The sequence below is a fragment of the Hymenobacter wooponensis genome, assembly GCF_004745865.1.
Classification (GTDB): Bacteria; Bacteroidota; Bacteroidia; order Cytophagales; family Hymenobacteraceae; genus Hymenobacter; species Hymenobacter wooponensis.
In genome coordinates this window covers 67,733-91,530 of sequence record NZ_SRKZ01000002.1, presented here as the reverse complement: position 1 = coordinate 91,530, position 23,798 = coordinate 67,733, and the positions used below count along the sequence as shown (strand labels likewise).

The 23,798-nt window shown below is 53.7% G+C and carries 16 protein-coding genes; 4 read left to right on the top strand and 12 right to left on the bottom strand.

Annotation, left to right across the window (positions count from 1 at the left end):
* Positions 1-640: 640 nt before the first annotated feature.
* The 4 genes from EU557_RS06485 to EU557_RS06470 all read right to left on the bottom strand — a co-directional run bounded on the left by EU557_RS06485 (position 641) and on the right by EU557_RS06470 (position 5,125).
* Positions 641-1,402, bottom strand: coding sequence for an ABC transporter permease (locus tag EU557_RS06485; protein WP_167855109.1), 762 nt, complete (start codon positions 1,400-1,402; stop codon positions 641-643).
* Between the two features lie 227 nt (positions 1,403-1,629).
* Positions 1,630-2,616 (bottom strand): ABC transporter permease, encoded by a 987-nt coding sequence (locus EU557_RS06480; protein ID WP_167855108.1) that lies wholly within the window; start codon positions 2,614-2,616, stop codon positions 1,630-1,632.
* A gap of 80 nt (positions 2,617-2,696) precedes the next feature.
* A complete protein-coding gene (locus EU557_RS06475) occupies positions 2,697-4,418 on the bottom strand; it encodes an ABC transporter substrate-binding protein (protein WP_135529618.1) in 1,722 nt (573 codons plus the stop codon).
* Positions 4,419-4,516: 98 nt separating this feature from the next.
* Positions 4,517-5,125 (bottom strand): hypothetical protein, encoded by a 609-nt coding sequence (locus EU557_RS06470; protein ID WP_135529617.1) that lies wholly within the window; start codon positions 5,123-5,125, stop codon positions 4,517-4,519.
* An 860-nt stretch (positions 5,126-5,985) separates the two neighbouring features.
* Between EU557_RS06470 and EU557_RS06465 the strand changes: the two genes are divergently transcribed.
* Positions 5,986-7,038, top strand: coding sequence for a phospholipase D-like domain-containing protein (locus EU557_RS06465; RefSeq protein ID WP_135529616.1), 1,053 nt, complete (start codon positions 5,986-5,988; stop codon positions 7,036-7,038).
* A 154-nt stretch (positions 7,039-7,192) separates the two neighbouring features.
* Here EU557_RS06465 and EU557_RS06460 read toward each other — a convergent pair whose 3' ends face one another.
* The 3 genes from EU557_RS06460 to EU557_RS06450 form a co-directional block, all read right to left on the bottom strand.
* Positions 7,193-9,229, bottom strand: a complete 2,037-nt coding sequence (locus EU557_RS06460; RefSeq protein WP_135529615.1) for an OmpA family protein — start codon at positions 9,227-9,229, stop codon at positions 7,193-7,195.
* A gap of 108 nt (positions 9,230-9,337) precedes the next feature.
* A complete protein-coding gene (locus EU557_RS06455) occupies positions 9,338-10,402 on the bottom strand; it encodes a tetratricopeptide repeat protein (RefSeq protein ID WP_135529614.1) in 1,065 nt (354 codons plus the stop codon).
* 146 nt (positions 10,403-10,548) lie between these two features.
* Positions 10,549-10,842, bottom strand: coding sequence for a hypothetical protein (locus tag EU557_RS06450; protein WP_135529613.1), 294 nt, complete (start codon positions 10,840-10,842; stop codon positions 10,549-10,551).
* A gap of 246 nt (positions 10,843-11,088) precedes the next feature.
* Between EU557_RS06450 and EU557_RS06445 the strand changes: the two genes are divergently transcribed.
* The gene (locus EU557_RS06445; protein ID WP_135529612.1) at positions 11,089-11,511 is read left to right on the top strand and encodes a BrxA/BrxB family bacilliredoxin; all 423 of its coding nucleotides are present in this window, start codon (positions 11,089-11,091) and stop codon (positions 11,509-11,511) included.
* 117 nt (positions 11,512-11,628) lie between these two features.
* Here EU557_RS06445 and EU557_RS06440 read toward each other — a convergent pair whose 3' ends face one another.
* Positions 11,629-13,338, bottom strand: a complete 1,710-nt coding sequence (locus EU557_RS06440; protein ID WP_135529611.1) for a carbamoyltransferase family protein — start codon at positions 13,336-13,338, stop codon at positions 11,629-11,631.
* A 197-nt stretch (positions 13,339-13,535) separates the two neighbouring features.
* Positions 13,536-15,725 carry a DNA helicase RecQ gene (gene recQ, locus EU557_RS06435; RefSeq protein WP_245326187.1) on the bottom strand — a complete coding sequence of 730 codons (2,190 nt, stop codon included), beginning with the start codon at positions 15,723-15,725 and terminating at the stop codon, positions 13,536-13,538.
* Between the two features lie 215 nt (positions 15,726-15,940).
* Here recQ and EU557_RS06430 point away from each other — a divergent pair, with 215 nt between their 5' ends.
* Both EU557_RS06430 and EU557_RS06425 read left to right on the top strand, forming a co-directional pair.
* Complete coding sequence (locus EU557_RS06430; RefSeq protein ID WP_135530290.1) at positions 15,941-16,879, top strand: KpsF/GutQ family sugar-phosphate isomerase; 939 nt, start codon at positions 15,941-15,943, stop codon at positions 16,877-16,879.
* 167 nt (positions 16,880-17,046) lie between these two features.
* The gene (locus tag EU557_RS06425) at positions 17,047-18,174 is read left to right on the top strand and encodes a mannose-1-phosphate guanylyltransferase (RefSeq protein ID WP_135529610.1); all 1,128 of its coding nucleotides are present in this window, start codon (positions 17,047-17,049) and stop codon (positions 18,172-18,174) included.
* A 119-nt stretch (positions 18,175-18,293) separates the two neighbouring features.
* Here the strand turns inward: EU557_RS06425 and rlmB are convergent, their stop codons facing one another.
* The 3 genes from rlmB to EU557_RS06410 all read right to left on the bottom strand — a co-directional run bounded on the left by rlmB (position 18,294) and on the right by EU557_RS06410 (position 23,642).
* Complete coding sequence (gene rlmB / locus EU557_RS06420; RefSeq protein ID WP_342588223.1) at positions 18,294-19,229, bottom strand: 23S rRNA (guanosine(2251)-2'-O)-methyltransferase RlmB; 936 nt, start codon at positions 19,227-19,229, stop codon at positions 18,294-18,296.
* Positions 19,193-20,467 carry a GWxTD domain-containing protein gene (locus EU557_RS06415; protein WP_135529609.1) on the bottom strand — a complete coding sequence of 425 codons (1,275 nt, stop codon included), beginning with the start codon at positions 20,465-20,467 and terminating at the stop codon, positions 19,193-19,195. Before EU557_RS06415 ends, rlmB begins: the two co-directional genes overlap by 37 nt.
* A gap of 193 nt (positions 20,468-20,660) precedes the next feature.
* Positions 20,661-23,642, bottom strand: coding sequence for a glycosyltransferase family 117 protein (locus tag EU557_RS06410; RefSeq protein ID WP_135529608.1), 2,982 nt, complete (start codon positions 23,640-23,642; stop codon positions 20,661-20,663).
* Positions 23,643-23,798: the final 156 nt, after the last annotated feature.

The following is a 23,798-nucleotide window of genomic DNA, read 5'->3' as shown; positions in this document are numbered from 1 at the left end:
GCCACATAATAACTGGCACGTAATGTTAACTCCTAGGCCATAAAAAAACCCGCAGACAACGCCTGCGGGATTTTCACACACCTATTGCAACAACCTTAAGATCAGGGATTCCCGCGAGCAACTGCAGGAGCCTGAGTCTATATTTAAAATTTAATGTCTTGCGGCGAGACCTCTCCGACGAGAAGTCCTCCTACTAAAACTGCTGTGCCATTGTAAATGGCGGCGGTTCCGGTAGTGTACGATAAAATGTCTCCGTCGATCGTTGTGAAGCCAGTGGCCGCAAATGTCGTTTGGTGTACTATTTCTTCAGGAAATACACCCACACGCCAAAGCTCCGACGATGATGAAAGAGCATGAAATCTGTAATCGTGTTTACAACTCAAGACAGTTGTGTGAGTCGGCTTCTTTCTCCTTTGTGCCGTTCCACATGACAATATTAAGGCGTCATAATAGGGCTGTAAAGGACACTTTTGCGCTAATTGTGACTTGTATTTGTCTGAGATAGATTATAAAATAGCGGGAAAGAACAAATTAAGGTTTTTGATTTCTGTAAAAGCTAAGGGCTTCTGAAGAGCTATATAAGCTCAACATTAGTAATATAAACGAGTTGATTCTTTAGAGGATTTTGTGAAAAAAGTGCTCATTTTGTGACATCTGTACTCGCTAATAAAGTTGAAGATTTTGCTTTTGTTAGCGCTTGCAGAGACCAAATGGTTAAGAATATGGCGGTGCCCGGGCACACAATCAGCCACCATGCCGTGGGAGCCAGCCGTGAAGAAGCTAAGAGCCTGCCCCAGCTAGCTACCTCAGGAGGGAGGCCCACACCCAGAAAGGACAAGGTAGTTTCCAAACCTATAATCAGTGCTATACTAAGCGGAATGCGCGCTAGTAGTACCGGCCATATAGTAGGCCAGATGTGCTTCCGAACGATGCGCAACGGTGGCAGACCTGCGGCTTCTGCGGCCATCACAAATTGTAGTGGAACGGTGCGCAACGTAGCTGCCCGCAGCAGCCGGGCAGGTGTGGTCCAGCACGTGATGGTCAGCAGAGCTATTAGCCCTGACAATGAGGGTTGCTGAATAGCTGCTACCGTCAGGATTAGCATTAGAAGTGGAATGGAGTCGAGCAGGGCAATAAGCGCCTGAATCATATCATCTAGTGGAACAGATAAGAGGTTGCTGCCCCATCGGGAACTGCTCAGCAGCCAGCCTAGCCCAGCACTTAGGCCTACAGCACCCACTACAAGCAAGCCCAGTGACTGCCACAGCGGCCCCATAAGAGCACATATTCCCGATACCATGAGTACTAGTGCGGCAAACCAGCCGTAGGCAATGCGCAGGCGGTTATTGCCAAAATAACCTGCTATAGCACCCAGTGTTCCGCCCAATATATTAGAAAGCAAGGCAGCCGGTAAGCTAATTTGCAGAGTCGCGCGGGCACCCGCTAGCAGACTAGCCCATACATCACGCCCCACCGGATCAGTACCTAGCCAGTGGACCGAGTGAAAGGGCGCGACTGTAGTAAGTAATAAATTGGGGGGAGGCGAAGACGTGGGGGCTATTGTAGCTCCCAGCAGCAACAGGAATAGCCAGCCCAAGGCTATGAGATTTATCCGCTGAAGTCTCCGTTTCATGCCGACAGCCTGATCCGTGGGTCAATCCACTGGTAGAGCAAATCTGCGAGGAGCTGGCTGAATAACCGAGCTAATGATACCAGCAGTACTGCGCCTAGTAGCACGGGGTAATCCTGCGCTGATGCTGCCTCAGCCAGCAACCGACCCATACCTGGTAGGGCAAATATCATTTCCACTACTACTGACCCCGCCACTACGTTGGGCACAAGCTCAGTGAGCAGTGGCAATACGGGTAGAAGAGCATTACGAACAATATGGCGCCGGACAACGGCGCGTGGCGCAACTCCTTTCGCACGGGCTGTGGCAACATACAAAGCGTGTGCTTCCATCTGTATAGAAGCATTAAGCTGAATAGCTAGGCTAGGCACACTCACCAAGATTAGGCTGAGTAGAGGCAGTACCAAATGGTATAGATACTGGCCTAGGGCACCAGTCCATGGCGAGAAAGAATCTATTGAGCCTAAGCCATATGCTGGAAACCAAGTGAATACGTCGGGGTTTGCAAACAGCAGCAGCAACACCAAGGCAATAACAAAGAGCGGTATCGATTGCACCACATATAGCGTGGATAAGATAGGGCTGCGCCACGCTGGGTGGGACCCTAGCCAAATACAGAACTCAAATGTTAAGGCTACTGCCAAGATAGCAGCTAGAAACGTGAGCGGAAGCGTGTACTGTAAAGCTGACTTAAGAAGATCAGCCACAGCGGCACCCTCCCTGTATGAGTAGCCTAAATTGCCGTGCAGCAGTGACTCTAGCCACCGGTGGTACTGGTTAGTCATGCCATGCCACTGCCATGCTGGTGCCGTAGCACCAGGTGGAGTAGAAAAGGACAGGTAGAAGAGCGGCACATCTACCCCGAACCGGTGCCGTAATAAAGCTTCCGTTTCGGCGCGCTCTGTTGCAGTAATAGTAGGCTGGGTGAAAGCTTCGTCTAGAACAGACCGAATGAGAGCATCGCCGGAGGCTAAACGAGAAAGCAAGAAAATGCAGGATATAATAGCCCAGGCAGCTAACGAAGTTCTGCCAAGCCGAAGCAGCAGATATCGGCTCAACTTCATAGTTAGTTGGCCACAGAATCAAGGCGAATGCTAGTAACTACATAGCCAGGCATCAGGCCCGATACAGGCACTTTCCCAAGACGCCTTGCTGCGGCTATCCGGTATTGCAGGAAATAGAGCACGGTAAGTGGCCGTTCTTCGTAAATCAGCCGCTGAAACTTGCGCAGTAGCTGGGCCTTTCTTTGTGGACTATTTTCTTGTGCTATATCCTCAATGAGACGGTCGCTGGAGGGAGTGCCAAACCCAGATGCATTATACAAGTCAGTGCTTTGAGAGTGTAGAATGGGCGTGAAATCATAAGCGAACGGCTGGCCATGCATGTTGCGCAAGAGAATCTGAACTTTCCCCTGAAGCACCTGCTGGCTCAGGAGCGAAGCTTCCGTAGGCCGCAGGTCTATGGGAATGCCTATGGTAGCTGCAGCTGCTTGAAATTGCAGCGCCGTAGTTTCGAAGGATGGTTCTCCGGCCCGGTAACTAATGCTAAGGCGAAGAGGCTGCTTGGTACCCGATGCGGAAGGTTTTACCCAACTACGATCTGGCTGCCGCTGCCAGCCCGCTTGCTGCAGCAGTCGCACAGCTTGATCAGGGCTGTGGGTCGGTAGGGGCAGGCTGTCATTATAGTATTGCTTTACACTCGGACTAATCAGCCCCACGCTGGGGTAAGCATGGCCTAGTTGCGAAGCTTTGATGAGCGCCGGAACGTTGAACAAATAAGACAGGGCCTGCCGGGTCAGTTGGTCTTGCAGAAGCGAGTTACGCATGTTGAAGTTCGCCGTTAGGCACTCATAAGAATCGGCAGTGAGAAACTGCAGACGCTCACGATCTGAAGGGGATTGTTGCAAGCGCGCAAATTCAGTGGCCGGAATCAAAGGGTATAAGTCAATATCGCCCCGGCGCAGGGCCAGCACTGCCGTGGCCGCCTCTGGAATTATCTGGTAATTGATGCGGTGAGGATAGGCCCAAAGCTGCGGAGGAGGTGAGGAAATCCGATCAGCCCACCACGTAGGCTTGCGAGTAAGGGTAAGTTGCCGACCAGGTTGCCAGTTCTCCAACTGATAAGGGCCACTCCCCGGAACCCGCTCCGGATGACGAGCAAAGTCACCCGCTAAGTAGCGCTGAGCAAAGGCTTGCACTACGGGCAAGGGTTTGCCCATAGCAGCCACTGGTATAGCTCGCAAAGTAGCCTCGGGGTCCAGTGCGTACTCAGGCAAAATGCTGAAGTCACCGGAGCTCCGGACAAAATCAATTGATTGTCCCCGGCACAGCAGTGAGAAACGCCGGGGGTCGTTGGCGTCGGGTAATATGTCGCGCACAAAGCCGAAACGCGCCTGGTCAAGCTCCGTAGGTAGCCCGGCGCAGTGCATTACCTTAAGAGTGAAAACCACGTCACTAGCTAGAATGGGCTTGCCATTATCCCAGGTTGCTTCCGGACGAACTTGATAGGTAACCTGCATGAGTGAATCACCGATGCGGGTGACCTGGGGGAAATCCTGCGCTAGCCATGGAACGTATTCGCCCTTAGCTTCGCTGGGTTGCAAAAGGCTGCAATGAAGTAAGCTGATAACTTCAAGTGCTCCGGACGTCTTCACAATCAATGGGTCAAGATTCTCGGGGTCACGAGCCCAGCGAATGCGTACTGCGTCGGGAGCAGATGAAACGGTTGTGGAGCAGCCTACCAGACTACTCCACAACAGCAAAAACAAACCAGCTAGAATTCTCTTCATGAACGGACAACTGTGCAAGCACTGCTGCCGGGCAAGTTACCATGTTTTAGCAGGAGACTGCTTATATATGAACAAAGCTCTACAGTTCTATCTGGAGGTTATGCAGTAATGTAACCGTCGCCCCAGCCGCTGGTACCATGATCCGCTACTGCCAAGTAACCGTCGCCCCAGCCGCTCGTGCCGTGGTCGGCGGCAGCCAAGTATCCATCACCCCAGCCACTGGTACCGTGCTCCACAGCGGCTAAATAGCCATCACCCCAACCGCTGGTCCCATGCTCAGCAGCGGCGAGGTAGCCGTCGCCCCAACCGCTGGTGCCGTGATCAGCGGTAGCGAGGTAACCGTCGCCCCAGCCGCTCGTGCCATGGTCGGCGGCAGCTACATCGCTTTCACCCCAGCCACTTTTGCCATGAAATGCTACCGTCAGATAGCCGTCGCCCCAGCCGCTCGTGCCGTGGTCGGCGGCAGCCAAGTATTCATCACCCCAGCCACTGGTACCGTGCTCCACAGCGGCTAAATAGCCATCACCCCAACCGCTGGTCCCATGCTCAGCAGCGGCGAGGTAGCCGTCGCCCCAACCGCTGGTGCCGTGATCAATGGTCACTGCGTTTTGCTTGGGAGAGGCTAGTTCACTATGTGGCTGGGTAGTTGCAACTGAAGAAGTCAGGCTAGAGAACTGGAGCAGAGCAACGGCGATGAAGTTTAACATGGTATGGGAAATATTTGTGGTTCAAGTGGTTGACTGACACAAATGTGGGGACCAAACCAGCCGGCGTAAAGGAAAGAAACTGGGTAAACGTGACGTGAAATTTTATGCCGTTCTGCGCTGCGGGTACGTAGTGAATAGCCTTTTTAAGAGCTTATACCTAATGTTGAGTAGTACTTGAAGTATAATTAATAGGTCGTTTTATGGCATTATTGTGACATAAAACGACTCAAATGGATAAAATTTATCTGATACAAAGGTGAGCAGGAGATTAGCCTATGGAAAGGATGTTTATGCTGTTTTTGTGACATAGCAAATTCATCAACTTATATTAGTATTATAGCCGCTGATACACTCTAAATGAGCTTTTCGTAATGGATGAATTGACTACGCTAGTAAAAATTGTGACAGATAGGCGACTAGCGGTGTTACCATTTCTAGATTTTTCTGATCGAAATGGAGCTAGCAAGGACTTACAGTTGGTGCGGCTACTGGAAAGCGACCCTACCATTACGCAGAACAAGATAGTTAAAACCTTATATGGAAGTACTGAGGCGAAGAGCCAAACAACTTTTCGTAAGCTTAAGTCTCGGGTACAGCAGAAGCTACTAAACCACTTGTATTTTCTGGATCATACTGATGCGCGCCACGTGGTGTCACGCCGGCATGAGCAGCATTGCCTAGGCTTGCTGCACCAAGCTAAAATTTTAAGTGGTGAAGCAGAATATAAGCTCGCTGAAAGGCTTTACCGGAAAGCTCTCACATTGGCTACGGAGGCAGAGCTGACCCAATATGCCGTGATGTGCGCAAGAATGCTGCGCATATTATATGCAGAGATGCGTAACCCCGCGCGGTTCAAAGTCATGAACAAGCAACTCAACGAGTTGCAAAAGCTATTGGAGCTAGAAGATGAAGCGGAGCAGCTCTATTATGAGATAAAAGTATTCTCTCAGCATAAAGTGCGGTGGCGCCAATTTATCCTGAAGCAACTTCCGGATTACTTAGAACGCCTAGAAGCCTTACATAAGAAGGCTAAGAGCTATAATACTTTCTACTTCCTGTACGTGACTAAAATGTCGAGGGAAGAGTTGACGGGTAACTACGAAGAGATTATCCGGCTGACTACGGCGACGGACAAGGCACTCAAGCAGGGAAAGATCAATGAGAAGCGTTTTGATAAGCGCTTTAACAACTACATGAGTGTGTATGCGCACTTGCAATGTAGAAGAGCCGAAAAGGGCCTGCAGTTGGCCGAAGAATACTTCAAGGATTTCCATTACTCTTCGGGCAACTGGTTTTATTACTTAGAGATTTATCTGCTGCTAGCTATGCATGCGGCGCAGTACGGACAGGCCTACGACTTGCTGCAGCAGGCACGCCGGAACCCTTATTACCGCAAGCAACGCCCCGCCGCACAGCAACGGTGGGAGCTGTATGAGGCTTACATTCAGCTGATCCAACCAGAACAGTCGCCGCTGAAAATGCGGCACTTTGCGCAACTGGTGCAAACCGTTCCCGATTATAGTCGAGACAAGCAGGGCTACAACGTAGCCATTCTAATTCTACAGTTCTTATACTTTCTACGCCGTCGTGATATTGAAGGGCTGCTAGCCCGCCTGGAGGGCTTGCGCAAGTACGAGCAACGACATTTGCGTAACCCTGCCACGCTGCGCAGTCAACTGTTCTTTAGAATGCTCTTGTTGACGGTTAAGGAAAACTTTGTGTCGCAGGCTTGCGAGCAGAAGGCACAGCCATTACTAGAGCGACTCAAAGTGGCTCCGCAGCCCGGTGAGGCCTACGGCGAGATTGAGATTATTCCTTATGAAAACTTGTGGCTCTTTACTCTCGATATTCTGCGCAAGCTGGAGGCAGAGCAAACTGCTGCTGAGCATGCTAGCCGTAGCTACGTGGGCTAGAGCCAACGGCGAAGGTTTACTTTGCTTATACTAAAAACTCCCTCCACTATGGTGCTGCCCTTTAACAGGCAGCACCATAGTGGAGGGAGTTTTAATGCATGGCCCCTAACAGGCCTAGCTGCTGATGAGTGCACAGCTAGGCCTGTATAGGCGCCTATTTACCAGTTACTTTAAACTCAGTACGGCGATTCAACTGACGGCCGCCTTTGGTGGTATTTGGTGCTACGGGCTGGGTATCACCATAGCCGGCAAACGTCAGACGATCTTTGCTAATACCCTTCTGTACCAGATAATCAACTACTGATTTTGCCCGGCGCTGACTTAAGTCTTTGTTATAAGCGGCATTCCCCACGTTATCAGTATGGCCTGAAATTTCCAGACGTAGCGCCGGAGTCTCGGTAAGGAGTTTCTGCAGACGCTCTAGTTCGCTCGTGCTTTCCGTGCGGAGGGTGGCTTTGTCGAAGTCAAAGAAGATGTTGTTCAACACTACTTTCACTCCGATATCGAGCTTCTTCAGCGCAATATCCTTCACCACTTCTGAGTAAGCGGCGCCAGCGGGCAAGTCAAAGTTTTCAGAGTGGAACAAGTATCCCTCTTGACGTACTACAATGCCATAGTTGATGCCTGAAGGCAACGACACCAGGTAACGGCCCGACTGTGCGTTGGCCCGGAACGAGGCAATAATTTGGTTGCGAGAGTTGTCGATTACATCAATGGTGGCTTCCAAGGGCTCCTTGGTCTTGTCGTCGGTAACGGTACCCTTGAGAATAGTCACCTGCGCCGACGCAATAGCTACCGGAGGTGCCAATAGGGTTTCCTTTACGGGCTGCACGCGTGAGGCCAGCAGTTGGTCTTCCTGGCTGAGCAATGGTTGCTTCTCGGGGCCCAGGAACGTGATTTGGTAAATATCTTTGGAGCCTAGGCCATCATCCCGGAAAGACGAGTAGTAGCCGTGGCGCCCTGAGGCGGATATCACAAAGAATACGTCGTCATCGGGAGTGTTGATGGGCCAGCCCAGGTTTTCGGGTGCGCTCCATTTACCATTTTCAAACACCGATTTAAAGATGTCGTAGCCGCCCATGGAGTTGTGCCCCTCCGAGGAGAAGTACATCGTCTTGCCATCGGGGTGCAGGAACACGCCTTCTTCGCCGTATTGGGTATTAATAGTAGGGCCGAGGTTGATGGCCGGGCCACGTCCGTCAATCTCAATCTTGTAAATGTCGCGGGCCCCTAGGCCACCTTCCTTGTCAGTCACGAAGAACAGACTGCGCCCATCCGGCGTGTAGGCCGCCGACGATTCGTGGGAGCGACTATTGATGCGGGACCCCAGCTTCTGAGGCTTGCGCCATTGCGTGCCTCGCAGGTCCGACTCGTGTAGGTCGCCGCCATTATCCTCCATGTACATGAGCATGCGCTGACCGTCGGGAGCAAGGCCTACGGTGGCATCATGCCCGTCGGTATTAACCGGCTCACCCAAGTTGCGCGCCGCCGACCACTCGCCTTGGCCAGTACGGGAGCTTTGATAAATATCTTCGAAGAAGCCCCCAGTTTCTGGGTCGTGCTGGCCACCGGTGGAGTTATCGCGCCGAGAGGTAAAGAGAATTACCGATTCATCGGCCGTAATCACAGGGCCATAATCGGGGTAGGGGGAGTTTACGCCAGGTCCGGCATTATCAATGAATACGCGAGTCGGTTTGGCGGCTAATTTCTGGCCGTATTCGCACTCTTTAATTTTCTTCTGAATATCCTGAGTAAAGGCCGCTGTGTTCTTAGAGCCGCTCGCTGGCGTAGCACGCTTGTACTCGGCAATAGCTTCTTGCCATTTCGCATTTAGGTGCAGGCCCCGGCCCAACAGGTAATGAATGCGCGGGTCTACGTCGGGGTTAAGCTGGTAGGCCTTCTGCAAGTAAGCCAGAGCGCGAGGCTTAAAGCCGGAGTGCAGATAACTGTCGCCGATGCGCAGATTAAGCTGGGCATTATTGGGGTTGAACTTCTGAGCGGCTAGGTAATGCGACAGTGCCTGCTCGTAGCGCGGAGGGTCCATTTCGTACCACTCATCGCCGGCCTTTATTTCTTTCAGGGCTGCCTTAAGGCCATCCTTATCATTGCCAAATCGGTCTTTGCTGAACTCTACGTTCTGTGCCTGGGCAGCAGTCGTGAGCAGCAGGAAGGCGAGTAGGTATCTATACATGAAGTTGGTAATCAGGAGTTGATGCTAACGGCAGTTCCCGTGCTAGACGCGGTTCGTGTAGCGGGAGCGGAGCCGCGCTTTCGTTAACTCGGCAATAAGTAGCAGCCTTTACTGGGCGCCACAGCCAGAGTTGGAAGCGTAGGTGTTACCCACTTCTAGGCCTAGTTCAGCAGCCTTGCGCCAGTCTTGGCAGGCTTGGTCAGGATGACGCAGCATTTCGCGGGCGTGGCCCCTGGTAAGGTAAGCCTCCGCGTACTGGGCGTTCAAGCCAATAGCTTTTGAAGCATCGGCTTCTGCTTTGGCGTAGTCTTCGAGCTTAAGGTAGGCGGCAGCCCGGTTGTTCCAGGCGTAGGCATAGTCGGCTCGTAACGCAATGGCCTTTGAAAAATCATCAACCGCTCCCTTAAAGTCGCCTTGCTCAAAACGGGTTGCGCCGCGGTTGGTGTAGGCCAAGGCATTATCCTGCTTCTTGCTCAAGTAGTCATTGTAGTCCTGCATGGCACCCTTTAGGTCGCCGGCGCGGCGCTTAGTGGCTGCGCGATTCAGCAAAGCCGGTAACAACTCGGGCTGCAGGCTCAGTGCTTTACTGTAGTCTTGAATGGCCGCGGGCAAGTTGTTGAGCTGGCGCTGGGCGCTGCCGCGGTCGTGCCAGGCGTAGGCATACGCTGGGTCGGCCTTGATAGCCTGATCAAAATCAGCTTTAGCTTCCTGATAATTACCTTTTTCGAACCGAAGAGCCCCACGGTAATACCAGGAAGGAGCATAGTCTGCTTTCAGCTCGGTGGCCTTACTGTAATCCTGCTCGGCTTCCGCCGACTGGCCTAGGGCTTCCCGCGCCTGCCCGCGCCCGAAGTACGGCCCAAACGTGTTGGGGTCGAGCTTAATAGCCTGGTCGTAGTCCTGAACGGCTGGCTGGTATTCCTTCAGCTCGTAGCGAGTAGTGGCCCGGTTGTAGTAGGCCTTAGCAAAGTCAGGCTTAGCAGCCAGAGCTTTGTCAAAATCCAGGATAGCAGCCCGGTAACTTTTCTGGTTGTACTTGGCCACCCCGCTATTGTAAAGCTTTTCGGCCAACTGGGCCGGTGGCAGCGTAGTGGCCCTGACCGTATCCACCTGCGCGTGCGCGGCGCTGGCAACACATACCAAAGCTGTAACGGCTAGTATATTTTTCAGCATATCATCCCGCCAGTTTCATTGACGCGGGTTAAATATAATTTTAATTGAGTCAAGCTCAGTCGAATACAGTTTAAATTATTATTTAATTGTACTATGTATATAATTAATATGCCGAACAAAGGGTGTGCTGCTGGCAGCCGGCTTGGTTACTGTGGTAGTTGAGTTCGAACCATTTCCTGCCATTCTTTCCGCAGGCCGCCAGAGTACACTGGTCGGTTAGCCCGCCGGTACCAATAAGCGGCGTTACCTAAATCACCTTCTTGGCGGTGGAGAAAGGCATGTAGCCAGTTGTGGAGTGGGTCGTGCTCATTGTCCTGAGCGATATCGTGGGCTCGGTGCCATTCATCGCGGCCGGCGTACCATAAAGCTTCTAGCAGCGGGGAAAGGCCTGAGGGGGCTTCGGTCTGCGTCTGAGAATCGATAAATTCTTTGTAAGTCATAGCAGGTCAAGTTGAGACTAGAAAGCAGTAAGTGTATACGCAAGTAGCCCGTGCTGAGCTTAAGTATCCCATCTACTACAAACGGAAGCGCGTTTTGCTTTAAAAAATAGAGTAGCCGCAAACTTCCGGCCGGTTCTGGGGGTTGATGGGCTGATTGATGGTCTGCCGGAAGAGTTTGCGTATTTTTGCACTTCCGACGGGCTGAATGTCAAGCCCTCGTTTTCATTAAAAGCCTAGCTTTCTCCTATGGCCACGTACCCAGAATACATGGTAGCCCCGATTCGTCAGGACCTCGTTGAGGCCGGTTTCGAGCAATTGATGACCCCCGAAGAAGTGGATGCTGTGCTCAACGAGCAGAGCGGCACCGTATTGGTAGCTGTAAACTCAGTGTGTGGCTGCGCCGCCGGTAAGGCTCGCCCCGCCCTGAAACTAGCTGTTTCTAGCTCCGACAAGAAGCCTAGCAAGCTAGTAACAGTATTTGCCGGCATGGAAACGGAAGCAGTAGCTAAGGTGCGTGAGCACCTGTTGCCTTATCCGCCCAGCAGCCCTTGCATCGCGCTCTTCAAAGACGGTGAGTTAGTGCACATGATTGAGCGCTACCACATTGAAGGCAACGACCTGATGCGCATTGCTAACAACCTGCAGGGCGCTTTCGAAGAGTACTGCTAAATCACACGGCCAACTCCTTATTTGCACTCAGCATTAAAGGACAGGCCTAGAAACTCAGAAGCCGCGTGCAACCTAGTGTTGCACGCGGCTTCTGAGTTTCTAGGCCTGTAGCTTAGCCTATTTCTTCAGCAGGAAGGGGCCTAACACCAGCGCATCTAAGCCGGAGCGGAAGTAGCAGTCTAGCGCATCGGTCGGGGACTCTACCATGGGCATGCCATTCAGGTTAAAGGAAGTGTTTAGTAGCACCGGTACTCCACTAAGCTTCTCAAAAGCCAGCAGAAGCTGATGAAACGCTTCATTTTCCTCCGCCCTTACGCTCTGCAGGCGGCCCGTACCATCGTCGTGCGTTACGGCGGGTAGCAGGCGTTGAGCGGCTGGCAATAGCGGAAATACCTTCTCCATGAAATAAGCTGTTTCGCCCGGAGGTAAGTCAAAGAACTCTTGCTGGCGCTCCACGGGCACGGCCGGAGCGAAAGGACGAAACCCTTCTCGGTACTTGATGCTGGCATTTACCCGAGTTTTCATATCGGGTAACGTTGGGTTGGCCAGGATGCTGCGGTGGCCTAGCGCCCGTTGGCCTAGCTCAGAGGCGCCCTGAAACCAGCCCACCACCAGCCCTTCATGTAAAAGTGCCGCGGTAGTCTCAGGTATTACAGCAGGTTGCTCGTAGGCCACTTTACGCCGCACTAGCTCACTCTCTATCTCTTGGAGAGAGTATTCCCGCCCATAAAAGTTATGAACGCAGGCTTGAGCGGCTGATGCCGAGTGGCCTAGCACGTACTGTCGGCCATAAAGGGCGCTGCCAACACTAATGCCCGTATCGTCGGGAGTGGCGCCGATGAACACCTCCTGATATGGCGTGTTCTTGGTCAGCTTGCCATTCAACACTGAGTTCATCAGCACGCCACCGCCCAACACTAAGCGGCGTTGGCCGGTGCGTGCGTGCAGGTTGTGCAACAACTCAAACACAACCTCCTCGGTAATGCGCTGAACAGCGGCCACAATATCAAACTCCCGTTGCGTGGGCTCAGTGCCGGGCGGCAGGGGCGGGCCTAGCAGTTCTATTAATTTAGGAGAGTAGTAATGTGGGGTAAAAAACAGATAAAATTCAAAGTAGCGCAGGTCTAGCTCATACTGCAGGCCCTGGACCTGAATTAGGGGGCGGAGCTGGTCGTAATAAGTCTGGGAGTTGCCGCGTGCCGCCAGCGCCATAATCTTCCACTCATCACTATTAGGCCGGAAACCCAAAAATTCTGTGAAAGCAGCATAAAACAGGCCTAGCGAGTGAGGAGTACGGTTGGCAGCCAGCTCCTCAATTCCGTCAGCCGTGACCGTGCCCAGTAGGCCAGTTGAGGTTTCTCCAAACCCATCGGCCACAAAGAAATCTGCCTCAGTAAAGCCCGAGGAGAGCCAGGCATTGGCTAGGTGGGCGCGGTGGTGGTCAACGTAGTGCAGCCGCATGTGGGCACCCGTCGCTCCGGTAAGCGTTTGCCCAATGCTACTGACACCACCCTGCAATGCAGCCAGCTCATTAAGAGTAAGCTGGGCTAGCTTGCCCCGGTCCTGAAACGCATCGGCCAATGTTTGGCGGGGCTGTAGCAAGTAGGGGGCTGGATTCCAGCCAATAAACACGTCCGTAATGTCTTGCAGCTTGATGCCGGCTGCCGCGCAACAGTACTGTATGGCTTGGCGCGGAAACGATTTATCCTGTTTTACTCGCGTGAGACGCTCCTCCGTAATGGCAAACTGCACTTGTCCATCTGGCCCGAGCAAGCAGGCTGAGGAATGAAATCCGCTGCAATTAATACCGAGAATAACCTGTGACATCAACGAGTACCTAGAAAACGCATGAACAACCCCGGGCCGAAACTACGCAATTTGGCCTGCCAGTACTTCTAGGCCTGTCAAGCTTATAGGTGGGCTGTAGGTTGAGGCACCTCCCAAAACTTCAGGGCTGGGTGAAGTGGCCTAGAACGCAAAAAGCCCCGCGTGGGCGAGGCTTTTTGAAATTACATGGGGCAGAGTTAGTTGGCGTACTCGCTCAGGAATTTGATGCGCATCAGGCGCAGATCTTCCTCCGTGTACTCATCAGAACCCAGTTCCTTCAGGGCCACCGCAATATTATCGGTGCTGGCCTGCAGGAAGTAGTCCGTGATTTCGTCCTGCCTATCTTGGTCTAGTACCCCGTCGATATAATAATCGAGGTTGAGCTTGGTGCCTGAGTAGCAGATGTGCTCAATCTCCTCCATCAGCTCTCGCATATCAATGCCCTTGGAAGAAGCAATTTCCTCCAGGTCCATCTTCTTATCGATCTGCTGAATGATGTAGATCTTGATCTTGGACTTATTAACGGCCGATTTCACTACCACATCGGCGGCCGTTATGATGTCATTCTCATCCACGTATTTCTGAATGAGCGCCAAGAAAGGAGCCCCAAACTTCTGGGCTTTGCCCTGGCCTACGCCACCTACGTGCGCGAGGTCCTCCATCTTCACGGGGAAGGTGGTGGCCATCTCCTTCAAGGACGGATCCTGGAAGAGGACGTAGGGGGGCAGATTCTTCTGCTGCGCAATCTTCTTGCGCAGCGCCTTCAGCATATCGAACAGCGTCTCGTCGTGACCCGCTGCCTGCTGGACTTCCTCTTGTTCCTGTTCTTCTTTCACCTCTTCCTCGTAGTTGTGGTCCTGAGTGAGCTTGATCGAATGTGGGTTCTCAATAAAGTCGATACCCTTCTGCGAAATCTTAATTACGCCAAAATTTTCGATATCCTTTTCCAGATATCCAGCCAATAGCACCTGGCGCAACAGAGAATGCCAGAACTGGGCATCGTGGTCCTTGCCCTGGCCATATACGGGCAGCTGGTCGTGGCCATAGCTCTCCACATGGGGATTATTCATCCCCATCAATACCGTTCCAATGTGGTCGAGGCCGAAGCGCTCTTCCGTTTGCACCACGGCTTTCAGCGCCATTACCACCTCGTTCTTGGCTTCGAAGCGGGCTTTGGGGTGTTTGCAGTTGTCGCAGAAACCACAGTCGGTGGGGTAGCTTTCGCCAAAGTAGTGCAGCAGCTGCTTGCGGCGGCACACTGCCGAGTCGGCGTAGTTGGCCATTTCCTGCAGCAGCAGCTTGGAGTTGTCGCGCTCGGTTACGGGTTTATCCTTGTTGAACTTCTCCAGCTTCACGATGTCGTCGTAGCTGTAGAACATGAGGCAGTCGCCCTCTAGGCCATCACGGCCCCCGCGGCCAGTTTCCTGGTAGTAACCTTCAATGCTCTTAGGCGTGTCGAAGTGAATTACGAAGCGCACGTCGGGCTTGTCGATGCCCATACCGAAAGCAATGGTAGCCACAATCACGTCGCAGTCCTCGTTTAGGAAGGCATCCTGGTTAGCCATACGCACGTGCGGGTCGAGGCCAGCGTGGTAGGGAAGGGCACGCACGTCATTCACGCGCAATAGCTCTGCAATTTCCTCCACCTTCTTACGGCTCAGGCAATACACAATGCCCGCCATACCCTTGCGCTGCTTCACGTACTGAATCAGCTGTTTCTTGGTGTTATGCTTGGGCCGAACCTCGTAGTAGAGGTTCGTGCGGTTGAACGAGGTCTTGAACACCGACGCATCGTCCATCTGCAGGTTCTTCTGAATATCCTGCTGCACTTTAGGCGTAGCCGTAGCCGTGAGGGCAATTACTGGCACCTGCACGCCTAGGCCATCAATAATGCTGCGAATTTTACGGTACTCAGGCCGGAAGTCGTGGCCCCACTCCGAGATACAGTGGGCTTCGTCAATGGCCACGAAGGAAATAGTAGCCTTCTGGAGAAACTCGATGGTTTCATCCTTGGTCAGCGACTCGGGGGCTACGTAGAGCAGCTTCACCTCGCCGCTAATAACATCCTTCTTCACCTTGTTCATTTCCGACTTCGACAAGGTCGAGTTCAGAAACTGGGCGTTTACGCCAAAGGCGTTAAGCTGATCCACCTGATTTTTCATCAGGGCAATGAGCGGAGAAATTACAATGGCTGTGCCGGGCAACACCAGCGCTGGAAGCTGATAGCATAAGCTCTTACCTGCCCCGGTAGGCATAATCACGAAGGTATTATTGCCACGGATGACATTCTGGATAATATCCTCCTGGACGCCTCGGAACTGACCGTAGCCGAAAACTTCCTTTAACTTGCCTTTCAGATCAGCCTCTTGCTTCACTTGATTTTTCACGGCGGCTGGCATAGACATCCTCACTTGCGCTGATTGGGGTTGCAGACTGGAGTACATACTTGAAGTTGCATTCCTAATCTAGACAAAATTAAGATAGAGAGCACAGGGCAGCGAGAGATTAAGCCATTTGGCATCGGCTAGCCGCCTCTTCCTTTCTATTTGATATCAAATTTAGATTGAAACAGCAGAACGACCCCATCCTAATTGCAAAAAAAGTGCTTCAGCAAGAAGCTGAGGCTATTCAAGTGGTGGCCGATGGCCTAGGCAACAGCCCGGATTTTGCACAATGCGTAGCTGCTATTCTCTCTTTGCGAGGTAGGGTGGTAGTTACTGGTATTGGCAAGAGCGCCCACATCGCCGGAAAAATTGTGGCCACGCTAAACTCCACTGGTACACCCGCCCTGTTTATGCACGCCGCCGACGCCATTCACGGCGACTTGGGCATGATTCAGGCAGATGATTTTGTTATTGCCATCAGCAAAAGCGGTGATACTCCCGAAATAAAAGTGCTGGTGCCCCTGCTCAAGCGCAAAGGGGTACCGCTGGCCGCATTAGTCAGCAACGCGGAGTCATACTTGGCCGTGCAAGCCGATTACGTGCTGCATGCTCCGGTCACGCGGGAGGCCTGTCCGCATAATCTGGCTCCTACAACTAGCACTACTGTAGCCCTGGCGCTAGGCGATGCGCTGGCCGTGTGCCTGCTGGAAAGTCGGGCCTTCAGCCGTCAGGATTTTGCCCGCCTACACCCCGGAGGTACGCTAGGAAAAGAATTGTACCTAAAAGTTGGTGACCTCAGCCGCCAGAACCAGCAGCCCCAGGTACCCGACGATGCTGCTCTGAAAGAGATAATTCTGGAAATATCCGGTAAGCGACTTGGGGCAACAGCGGTTCTTAATACCGCTGATGAGCTTGTCGGAATTATAACCGATGGCGACCTGCGCCGTATGCTTACCACCTTTGAAGGCCGCCTAGATACTGTTAGAGCCCTCGATATTCTTACGCCCGCCCCCGTCACCATCGATATTGATGACTTTGCCGTAGAGGCGCTGGCCCGAATGCAGGCCCGTAATATCACCCAACTGGTAGTAACTGATGCCGGTCGATTCTGTGGGTTTATCCATCTGCACGACCTGCTTCGGGAAGGGTTGGTGTAGTACCTACTGGATAATTAATATGCTTTTATGAATGCTTGTTTGTTTATTGCCTGCTTAGTTTGAGCACCTAGTCGTGCCGGAGTGCCTAGGCCAGTAGGGCTTACTGCTTGACGGCAACTCTCTTGTATATCATTTTCACCACTGTAGGGACTTCGGGCCCTTCTCCTATGGAACAGCACACCTACCTCGTGGTCATGGCTGGCGGCATTGGCAGCCGCTTCTGGCCCTTCAGCCGCACTCATCATCCCAAGCAATTTCATGATGTGTTAGGCATGGGCCGCTCCATGCTGCAACTCACCGTTGACCGATTTCGAGGCATATGCTCCCCCGAGAACGTGTTTGTAGTCACCAACCGCGACTATACCGACCTGGTACAGCAGCATTTGCCCGAGCTTCCGCCCAACCAAATTCTCGGTGAGCCCATCGGGCGTAACACGGCTCCGTGTATTGCCTACGCTAGCTACCGCATTGCGCAGCGCGACCCGGAGGCTGTTATTGTTGTGACCCCCGCCGACCACGCCGTGATGCACGAGGAGAACTTCCGGGATGCCATTCGCACGGCCTTGGGAGCGGCGCAAATGCACAATGTGCTGATTACGCTGGGTATCCAGCCTTCACGCCCCGATACCGGTTACGGCTACATCCAGTTCATTGATGAGAACGTCAGCTCCGATGATGTGAAAGCCGCGAAGGGTGTTGACAAAAGCAACTTCCCTAAGGGATTATTTAAGGTGAAAACCTTCACAGAGAAGCCCAACTTGGAGTTGGCGAAGATGTTCGTGTCTAGTGGCGACTTCCTGTGGAACTCCGGCCTGTTTGTATGGCGGGCTGATGCTATCATAAGCGCCTTCCACCACTACCTCAGCGATATTGCCGAGGTGTTTGATGAAGGTTACAATGAGTTAGGCACCGATCGGGAAGAAGATTTTATTACCCGGGCCTATACGCGCTGCCGCAACATCAGCATCGACTACGGCGTGATGGAAAAGGCCGATAACGTATATGTACTGCCCGCCGACTTTGGTTGGAGCGACCTGGGTACTTGGGATTCCTTGCACCGCATGGGCCACCACGACGCCGATGAAAACGTGGTAGACGGCAACGCCCTGCTCTATGACACGCGTGAGTGCGTTATTAAAACACCTTCTGAGCGACTGGTAGTAGTGCAGGGACTAGAAGGCTTTATTGTGGCAGAATATGACAACGTTCTGCTCATCTGTAAGCGCACCGAAGAGCAGCGCGTAAAAGAGTTCGTGGCGGACGTGAAATCGAAAAAGGGAGTTGGCTACAACTAGTTGTGGTTTAAACTCCAGCCAGTAGGCAAAGTAAAAGCCCTTACTTCTGTGCAGAAGTAAGGGCTTTTTAGTGGGTGAGAAGCCGGACAGCAAAAGCAAGACTTTGCAGAACCAGTGGCCTAGCCTTTCACCAAGCGCTGACGCAGCACCTCGTAGAGCATGATGCCGCTTGCTACGGACACGTTCAAGGAACTGATCTGGCCGGCCATGGGAATACGCAACTTGTAGTCGGCTATCTGGAGATACTCTGGGCTGATGCCGTCTTCCTCGCTACCCATGAGTACGGCCAGCGGGCCAGTTAGGTCAACCGCGCCGGTTTCGAGGCTGGAGTCGGTTTTCTCGGTACAAGCCACCACTTGCACTCCCGACTCGCGCAGGAACGTGAGCGTATTTTTTAGGTTGGCCTCGCGGCACACCGGAATCAGGTTAAGGGCGCCAGCGGAGGTCTTCAGGGCATCGCCGTTGATTTGAGCGGCGCCGTGGCTGGGCACCACAATGGCGTGCACACCTAAGCACTCCGCATTCCGGGCAATAGAGCCGAAGTTCCGAACGTCGGTGATACGGTCCAGCACCAGCAGGAGCGGTGTTTTGCCTTCTTCATACAGCCCAGCCAGAATGCTGTCCAGAGGCATGTAGTCGATGGGCGACACGTAGGCCACTGCGCCCTGGTGGTTCTTCTTCGTGATGCCATCGAGCTTCTCAATGGGCACCATCGACATAGGGATATTCGCAGCCTTGGCCAAGGCCTGAATATCCTGCGTCATGGAATTCTTCGTGCCACGCAGCAGGAAGATCTTATCCAGCGTGCGGCCCGCGTTCAAGGCTTCCAGGATGGGGCGCAGGCCGAAAATCATGTCAATGCTCCGGTCGGCGGCCGGGCGGTGGGGGTAGCGCGGCTTGTCGTCGCGGCCACCTTCGGGGCGGCGGGCGGGGCGCTCATCGCGGCCTTCCCCGTCACGCGCGGGGCGGCGCGGCGTCACGGGCCGGTTTTCGGAATCAAAAAATTGGCGACGCTCATTCAGCGGCCGGTCCGGACGGTTATTCCTTTTCTCCATTGCTCGACGGCGGCATACCAGAGACGTTCGTACTCGGGGCGGCGCACCAATTCATAGTGTTCAGGAGCAAAGGTACTTGGTTTAGCGCGGAACGTATAGGTCGCCGCTCTTTCTGGGTTGCTCCGATATACCCATTGTTCTTGGCCTACCTCCCGGTACACCGATTCTGGTGGCCCCATCACTAAGTATAGTAGGCCACGGTCAGTGAGCCAACCAGCTTTGTGGGCTGAAAATAAGCGGTTCGCCTCCATTACGCGGCCATAATATGTTCGGATCAGCTGCTTAGCCACGGCTTGGTTGCCGCCAGCTAAATCAAGCCAGAATTTATCAATGGCCTTCTTAGGATCAGGTGCATCAAACAGTTTTTTTCGCTCGGCCGAGGTGGTCAGGAACGTCAGTGGGGCAATCAGCTCATCGGCAGAGGTAAGCTCCGGGAAGCTGTTTTCCTCTACTAGTAGGCCACTCCATGAGGAATTGCTACCGGCCCGCAGCAGATACAGTCCGCTTGAAAGCTGCACTGCCTGGCCAGGGGTGAACGAGGCCGAATCAGTAAGAGCGAGGGTGCGGGGCTGAGCTAGCGATGCCGGATTTGACATGGGCGGCAGCGCCGGCTGGGAACTGAGCGGGTATCGCCGGGTCTGGAGCGGCTGCACCGTGCCATAGCTGGAAACCCCAAACGTTTCGCCCGCCCGCAAGTAGCGCCGTAGCAACGGGTGGCCTAGGGAGTCAGTGAGAATATAGGATTGAGTGAGCCGCGCGGGCGTGATGTTAAGCCAGAGGGCGCCGTCGGTATAGTCGGAGTTGGGGGGCGGGAGTGGGGTGTTGCTACTCTGCTGCTTGCTGATAGAGGCACTAGCAGAAGCGGGTATCAGGCTGGGCTGTACGCTAATAATCTGACCCAGCGGTACGCGGCTGAGGGGCAAAGCAATATCTACCCAGGTACCCCCAGGTTCTTGCCGGAAATGCCCCGGCCGCAGTTGAGTAGGGTATTGCCACTTAGGTTGCTTGGCTGCATAGCTTGCCCACGCGGCCACGTACATCACTTGGCCTGGCCTAAAATTATTGCCCGGAAAGCGGAGAAATAGACGAAGGCTGTCGCCCTCGCGGCGACTATCTACCAGAATTTGTCGGTCGGGCCGGTACTGCTCGGCAAAATCACGACGTGGAGCGGCCCAGAGGCCAGAGAGGCTACTCAGGCTCAGCAATACCAGAAGTAAAAAGGAGTGGATAGTTTTCACAGGCAAACCAGATAGACGCGTAACCAAAGTACGTAACCAATAAGACAGATGGGCAGAGCTTCAGGGCTAAGCTTTCGCTCTGCACTCTATTCAGAGGCACCACATGACATTTTGCTCAACCCCTAGGCCATTCTAGATAAAAAAAAGCCCGCTCTACTTCAGAGCGGGCTTTTGCAGGAGAAGTTCTAGGCCACTAGCGCATGTACTGCTGCAACAGGCCTAGGGCCTTGGCTGCGCGCGGCTGGTCGCCGATTTGCTGAGCGGCGCGGCCCACGCTGTTCAGCGACAGCAGGTAAGTCTGATACTCCTGATCGAACATGGCGCTATTGTGGGTGCTGTAGTAGGCGAGGGCCTGCTCAGCGCGGCCAGTCATGGTGTCCATAATTTCGTTGGCGCGCTGCTGTTCGCCTACTTCCACCAGGGCCGGAATGAATTGCGGCACATAGTAGTCGTACGGAACTGCTTTATCGGGCATCACGTCAAAGCACTTATCGATAACCTGTTTTGCCCGCGTCTTGTCACCCACGGCCAGCAGAGAGTTGGCCAGGCGCGAGAATTTATCGCGGTAGTTGGCCGGGAAGCGCAGGTTATTCTCGTCGTAGAAGATGTTGGGGTCGTTCAGCCCACGGTAGGCGAAGGTCTTCATCAGCTTCTCGTACATCAGGTCGTTGGTCACGTACCCTTCGTCGCCGCGGGGCTCATAGTTTGGGTCTTTAGCGGGCAGAATGCGGTAAGCCATGCCTTCGAGCTGGAAGTAGGGCTGCAGGCCCATGAAGTCGCGCGAGTCCACGGTGCTGGAGAAGTAGACCGGGCGCTGCCAGTTGTTGGTGGCCAGGATATCCAGAATGACGAGGCTCTTCTTCTCAATGGCGCTCTTGCTGACTTCCCACTCCATGCGGGGCACCAGCTGCTTGCGGCGCTCCGCCGGAATGATGCCCATCTTATCTACCGCTGCCGTGTCAATGGGCAGGTAGAATTTGCGCGAAGGGAACGAGAGCAAAGACTTTGTACCATCGCCATAAGACACTTTTAGCAAGTCACTGTTCTGGTTTACCAGCTGCATGAACTGACGCACATCGATTTCCTTCACGGCTGGATTCTCAGCGAAAGGCAGGTAGTCGTTGGTGCCTTGGGCGTAGTTAGCATTCTCCATCGAGATGGGCAGCGGCTGCGACTTGTAGGCGCGGCGCTTCATCTGATCGATGTACCAGTCGGTGTTCAGGTAGCTTAATACGGCTACGCGCACGTCGGTCCGAATACCTTCTACCTCCTGAGCATACCAGAGCGGGAAGGTATCGTTGTCGCCGTTGGTGAACAGAATAGCGTTCGGCGCACACGAGTTCAGCAGGTTCTTCGCCGAGTCCACGGAGTTGTAGCGGTCGGAGCGGTCGTGGTCATCCCAGCCTTGGGCAGCCATGATACCAGGAATCACCAGGCCGAGCAGCGTAGCCACAGCTGCCCGGGCGGTGTCGGCCTTCAGCGCCGTCTTCAGCAGGTCGGCCAACCCCAGTACGCCTAGGCCGATCCAGATGGCAAAGGCAAACGTAGCCCCCGCAAAGGTGTAGTCTCGCTCGCGAGGCTCAATTGGCGGCTGGTTCAGGTAGAGAACAATGGCCAGACCCGTGAATAGGAACAATAGGCCTACGATGAAGGCATTACGACCATCGCGCCGAACCTGATAGAACAGGCCGAGGATACCCAGAATCAGTGGCAGCGCAAAGAAGTGGTTGCGCGCCTCGCTGTCGGCAATACGCTCGGGCAAGCCCGCATTGCTGGCGCCAGGCCACAAAATGCCCGCCTGCTGAATGTCGCTTTCGCGGCCGACGTAGTTCCACATGAAATAGCGCCAGAACATATGACCCATCTGGTAGCGCGTCAGGAACGAGAGGTTCTGACCCATGGTAGGTTTCACTCCTTCCTGAATATCTACCCACTTCTTGTAGTAGAGCATGTGCAGCGGGTCGTTGCTGTACAAGCGGGGCAGTAGCATCTTATCCTCGGGCTGGTACTCCAACTCGGGGCGATATTCGGCTACCACGTACTTATCCCCCTTGCGCACGTAGCGGGGGGCGCCATCATTCTGGGCCACCGGCTGGGCATTGAACTGGGGGCCATAGAGCAACGGACGGTCGCCGTATTGCTCCCGCTTAAGGTAGCTCACGAAGGACAGCACATCCTCCGGATCGTTTTCATTGATGGTGGGGTGGTAGCTGCTGCGGATGGGAACAATCAGGTAAGAAGAGTAGCCAATCAGGATGAACACAAACGAGAGCATAGCCGTGTTCAGCAGACGGCTGCGGCGCTGGAACGATTGGCGGAAACCAAACCAGATTAGGCCCACAAATACTACCAGGAAGATGACGAGGCCCCAGTTGAAGGGCAGGCCAATGGAGTTCACAAAGAACACCTCAAAGTTACCAGCCAGCGTGGGTAAGCCCGGAATAATGCCGGCCAGAATCAGGCCTACAATCACGCTGCTGACGGCCAATGTAATAATGCCGCCCGTGAGGGTAGGGTTCTGAGTGCGCCGGTAATAGTAAATAAAGCCTAGGGTCGGAATAGCCAGCAGGTTCAGCAAGTGGACCCCAATGCTGAGGCCAATAACGTAGGCAATCAAAATCAGCCACCGATCCGAGTCGGCCTCATCGGCACGGTTCTCCCATTTCAGCATCAGCCATACCACCGCCGCCGTACATAACGACGACATGGCGTACACCTCGGCCTCTACTGCGTTGAACCAGAATGAATCCGAGAAGGCGTAGGCCAGAGCCCCCACGGCACCGGCACCCAAAATCAGCCAAGTTTGGCCGCTAGTTGGTTCTACGTTCCGGTCATCGTGCATGCCGGGGCGGTGCAGCACCAGTTTCTTGGCCAGCATGGTGATGATCCAGAACAGGAACAACACTGTGAAAGACGAGCTTAAGGCCGAGAGCATGTTCACCAGCACCGAAACCTTCGTGACATCGCCGAAGGATAGCAGCGAGAACAGGCGGCCGAGCAGCAAGAAAGTGGGGGCTCCCGGAGGGTGAGGGACCAGCAGCTTGTAAGAGCAGGCAATGAACTCGCCGCAGTCCCAGAACGAGGCCGTGGGCTCTAGCGTGAGGATGTAAGTAATGGTGGCAATGGCAAATACCAGCCAGCCAACCAGGGTATTCAGGTGTTTGTAACTCCGCATAAGGAATGAGTAGGGGCGGGGCGAGGTCCGCCCGTCGCAGCACGACGGGGTTTAAGTCAGAGATAAGAATCAGTGAAAGACCAAAAGTAGACAATAACTAGGTAGACAACTCCTTTCAATCAACCAACGGGTCAAACGTACTCTACCAACCCGTTA

Coding starts and splice junctions, on each gene's coding strand:
- EU557_RS06440 (WP_135529611.1), bottom strand. CDS start 13,338: ATGTCACAGGTTATTCTCGGTATTAATTGCAGCGGATTTCATTCCTCA.
- EU557_RS06410 (WP_135529608.1), bottom strand. CDS start 23,642: ATGCGGAGTTACAAACACCTGAATACCCTGGTTGGCTGGCTGGTATTT.
- EU557_RS06425 (WP_135529610.1), top strand. CDS start 17,047: ATGGAACAGCACACCTACCTCGTGGTCATGGCTGGCGGCATTGGCAGC.
- EU557_RS06450 (WP_135529613.1), bottom strand. CDS start 10,842: ATGACTTACAAAGAATTTATCGATTCTCAGACGCAGACCGAAGCCCCC.
- rlmB (WP_342588223.1), bottom strand. CDS start 19,229: ATGGAGAAAAGGAATAACCGTCCGGACCGGCCGCTGAATGAGCGTCGC.
- EU557_RS06460 (WP_135529615.1), bottom strand. CDS start 9,229: ATGTATAGATACCTACTCGCCTTCCTGCTGCTCACGACTGCTGCCCAG.
- EU557_RS06455 (WP_135529614.1), bottom strand. CDS start 10,402: ATGCTGAAAAATATACTAGCCGTTACAGCTTTGGTATGTGTTGCCAGC.
- EU557_RS06470 (WP_135529617.1), bottom strand. CDS start 5,125: ATGTTAAACTTCATCGCCGTTGCTCTGCTCCAGTTCTCTAGCCTGACT.
- EU557_RS06445 (WP_135529612.1), top strand. CDS start 11,089: ATGGCCACGTACCCAGAATACATGGTAGCCCCGATTCGTCAGGACCTC.
- EU557_RS06465 (WP_135529616.1), top strand. CDS start 5,986: ATGAACAAGCAACTCAACGAGTTGCAAAAGCTATTGGAGCTAGAAGAT.
- EU557_RS06475 (WP_135529618.1), bottom strand. CDS start 4,418: ATGAAGAGAATTCTAGCTGGTTTGTTTTTGCTGTTGTGGAGTAGTCTG.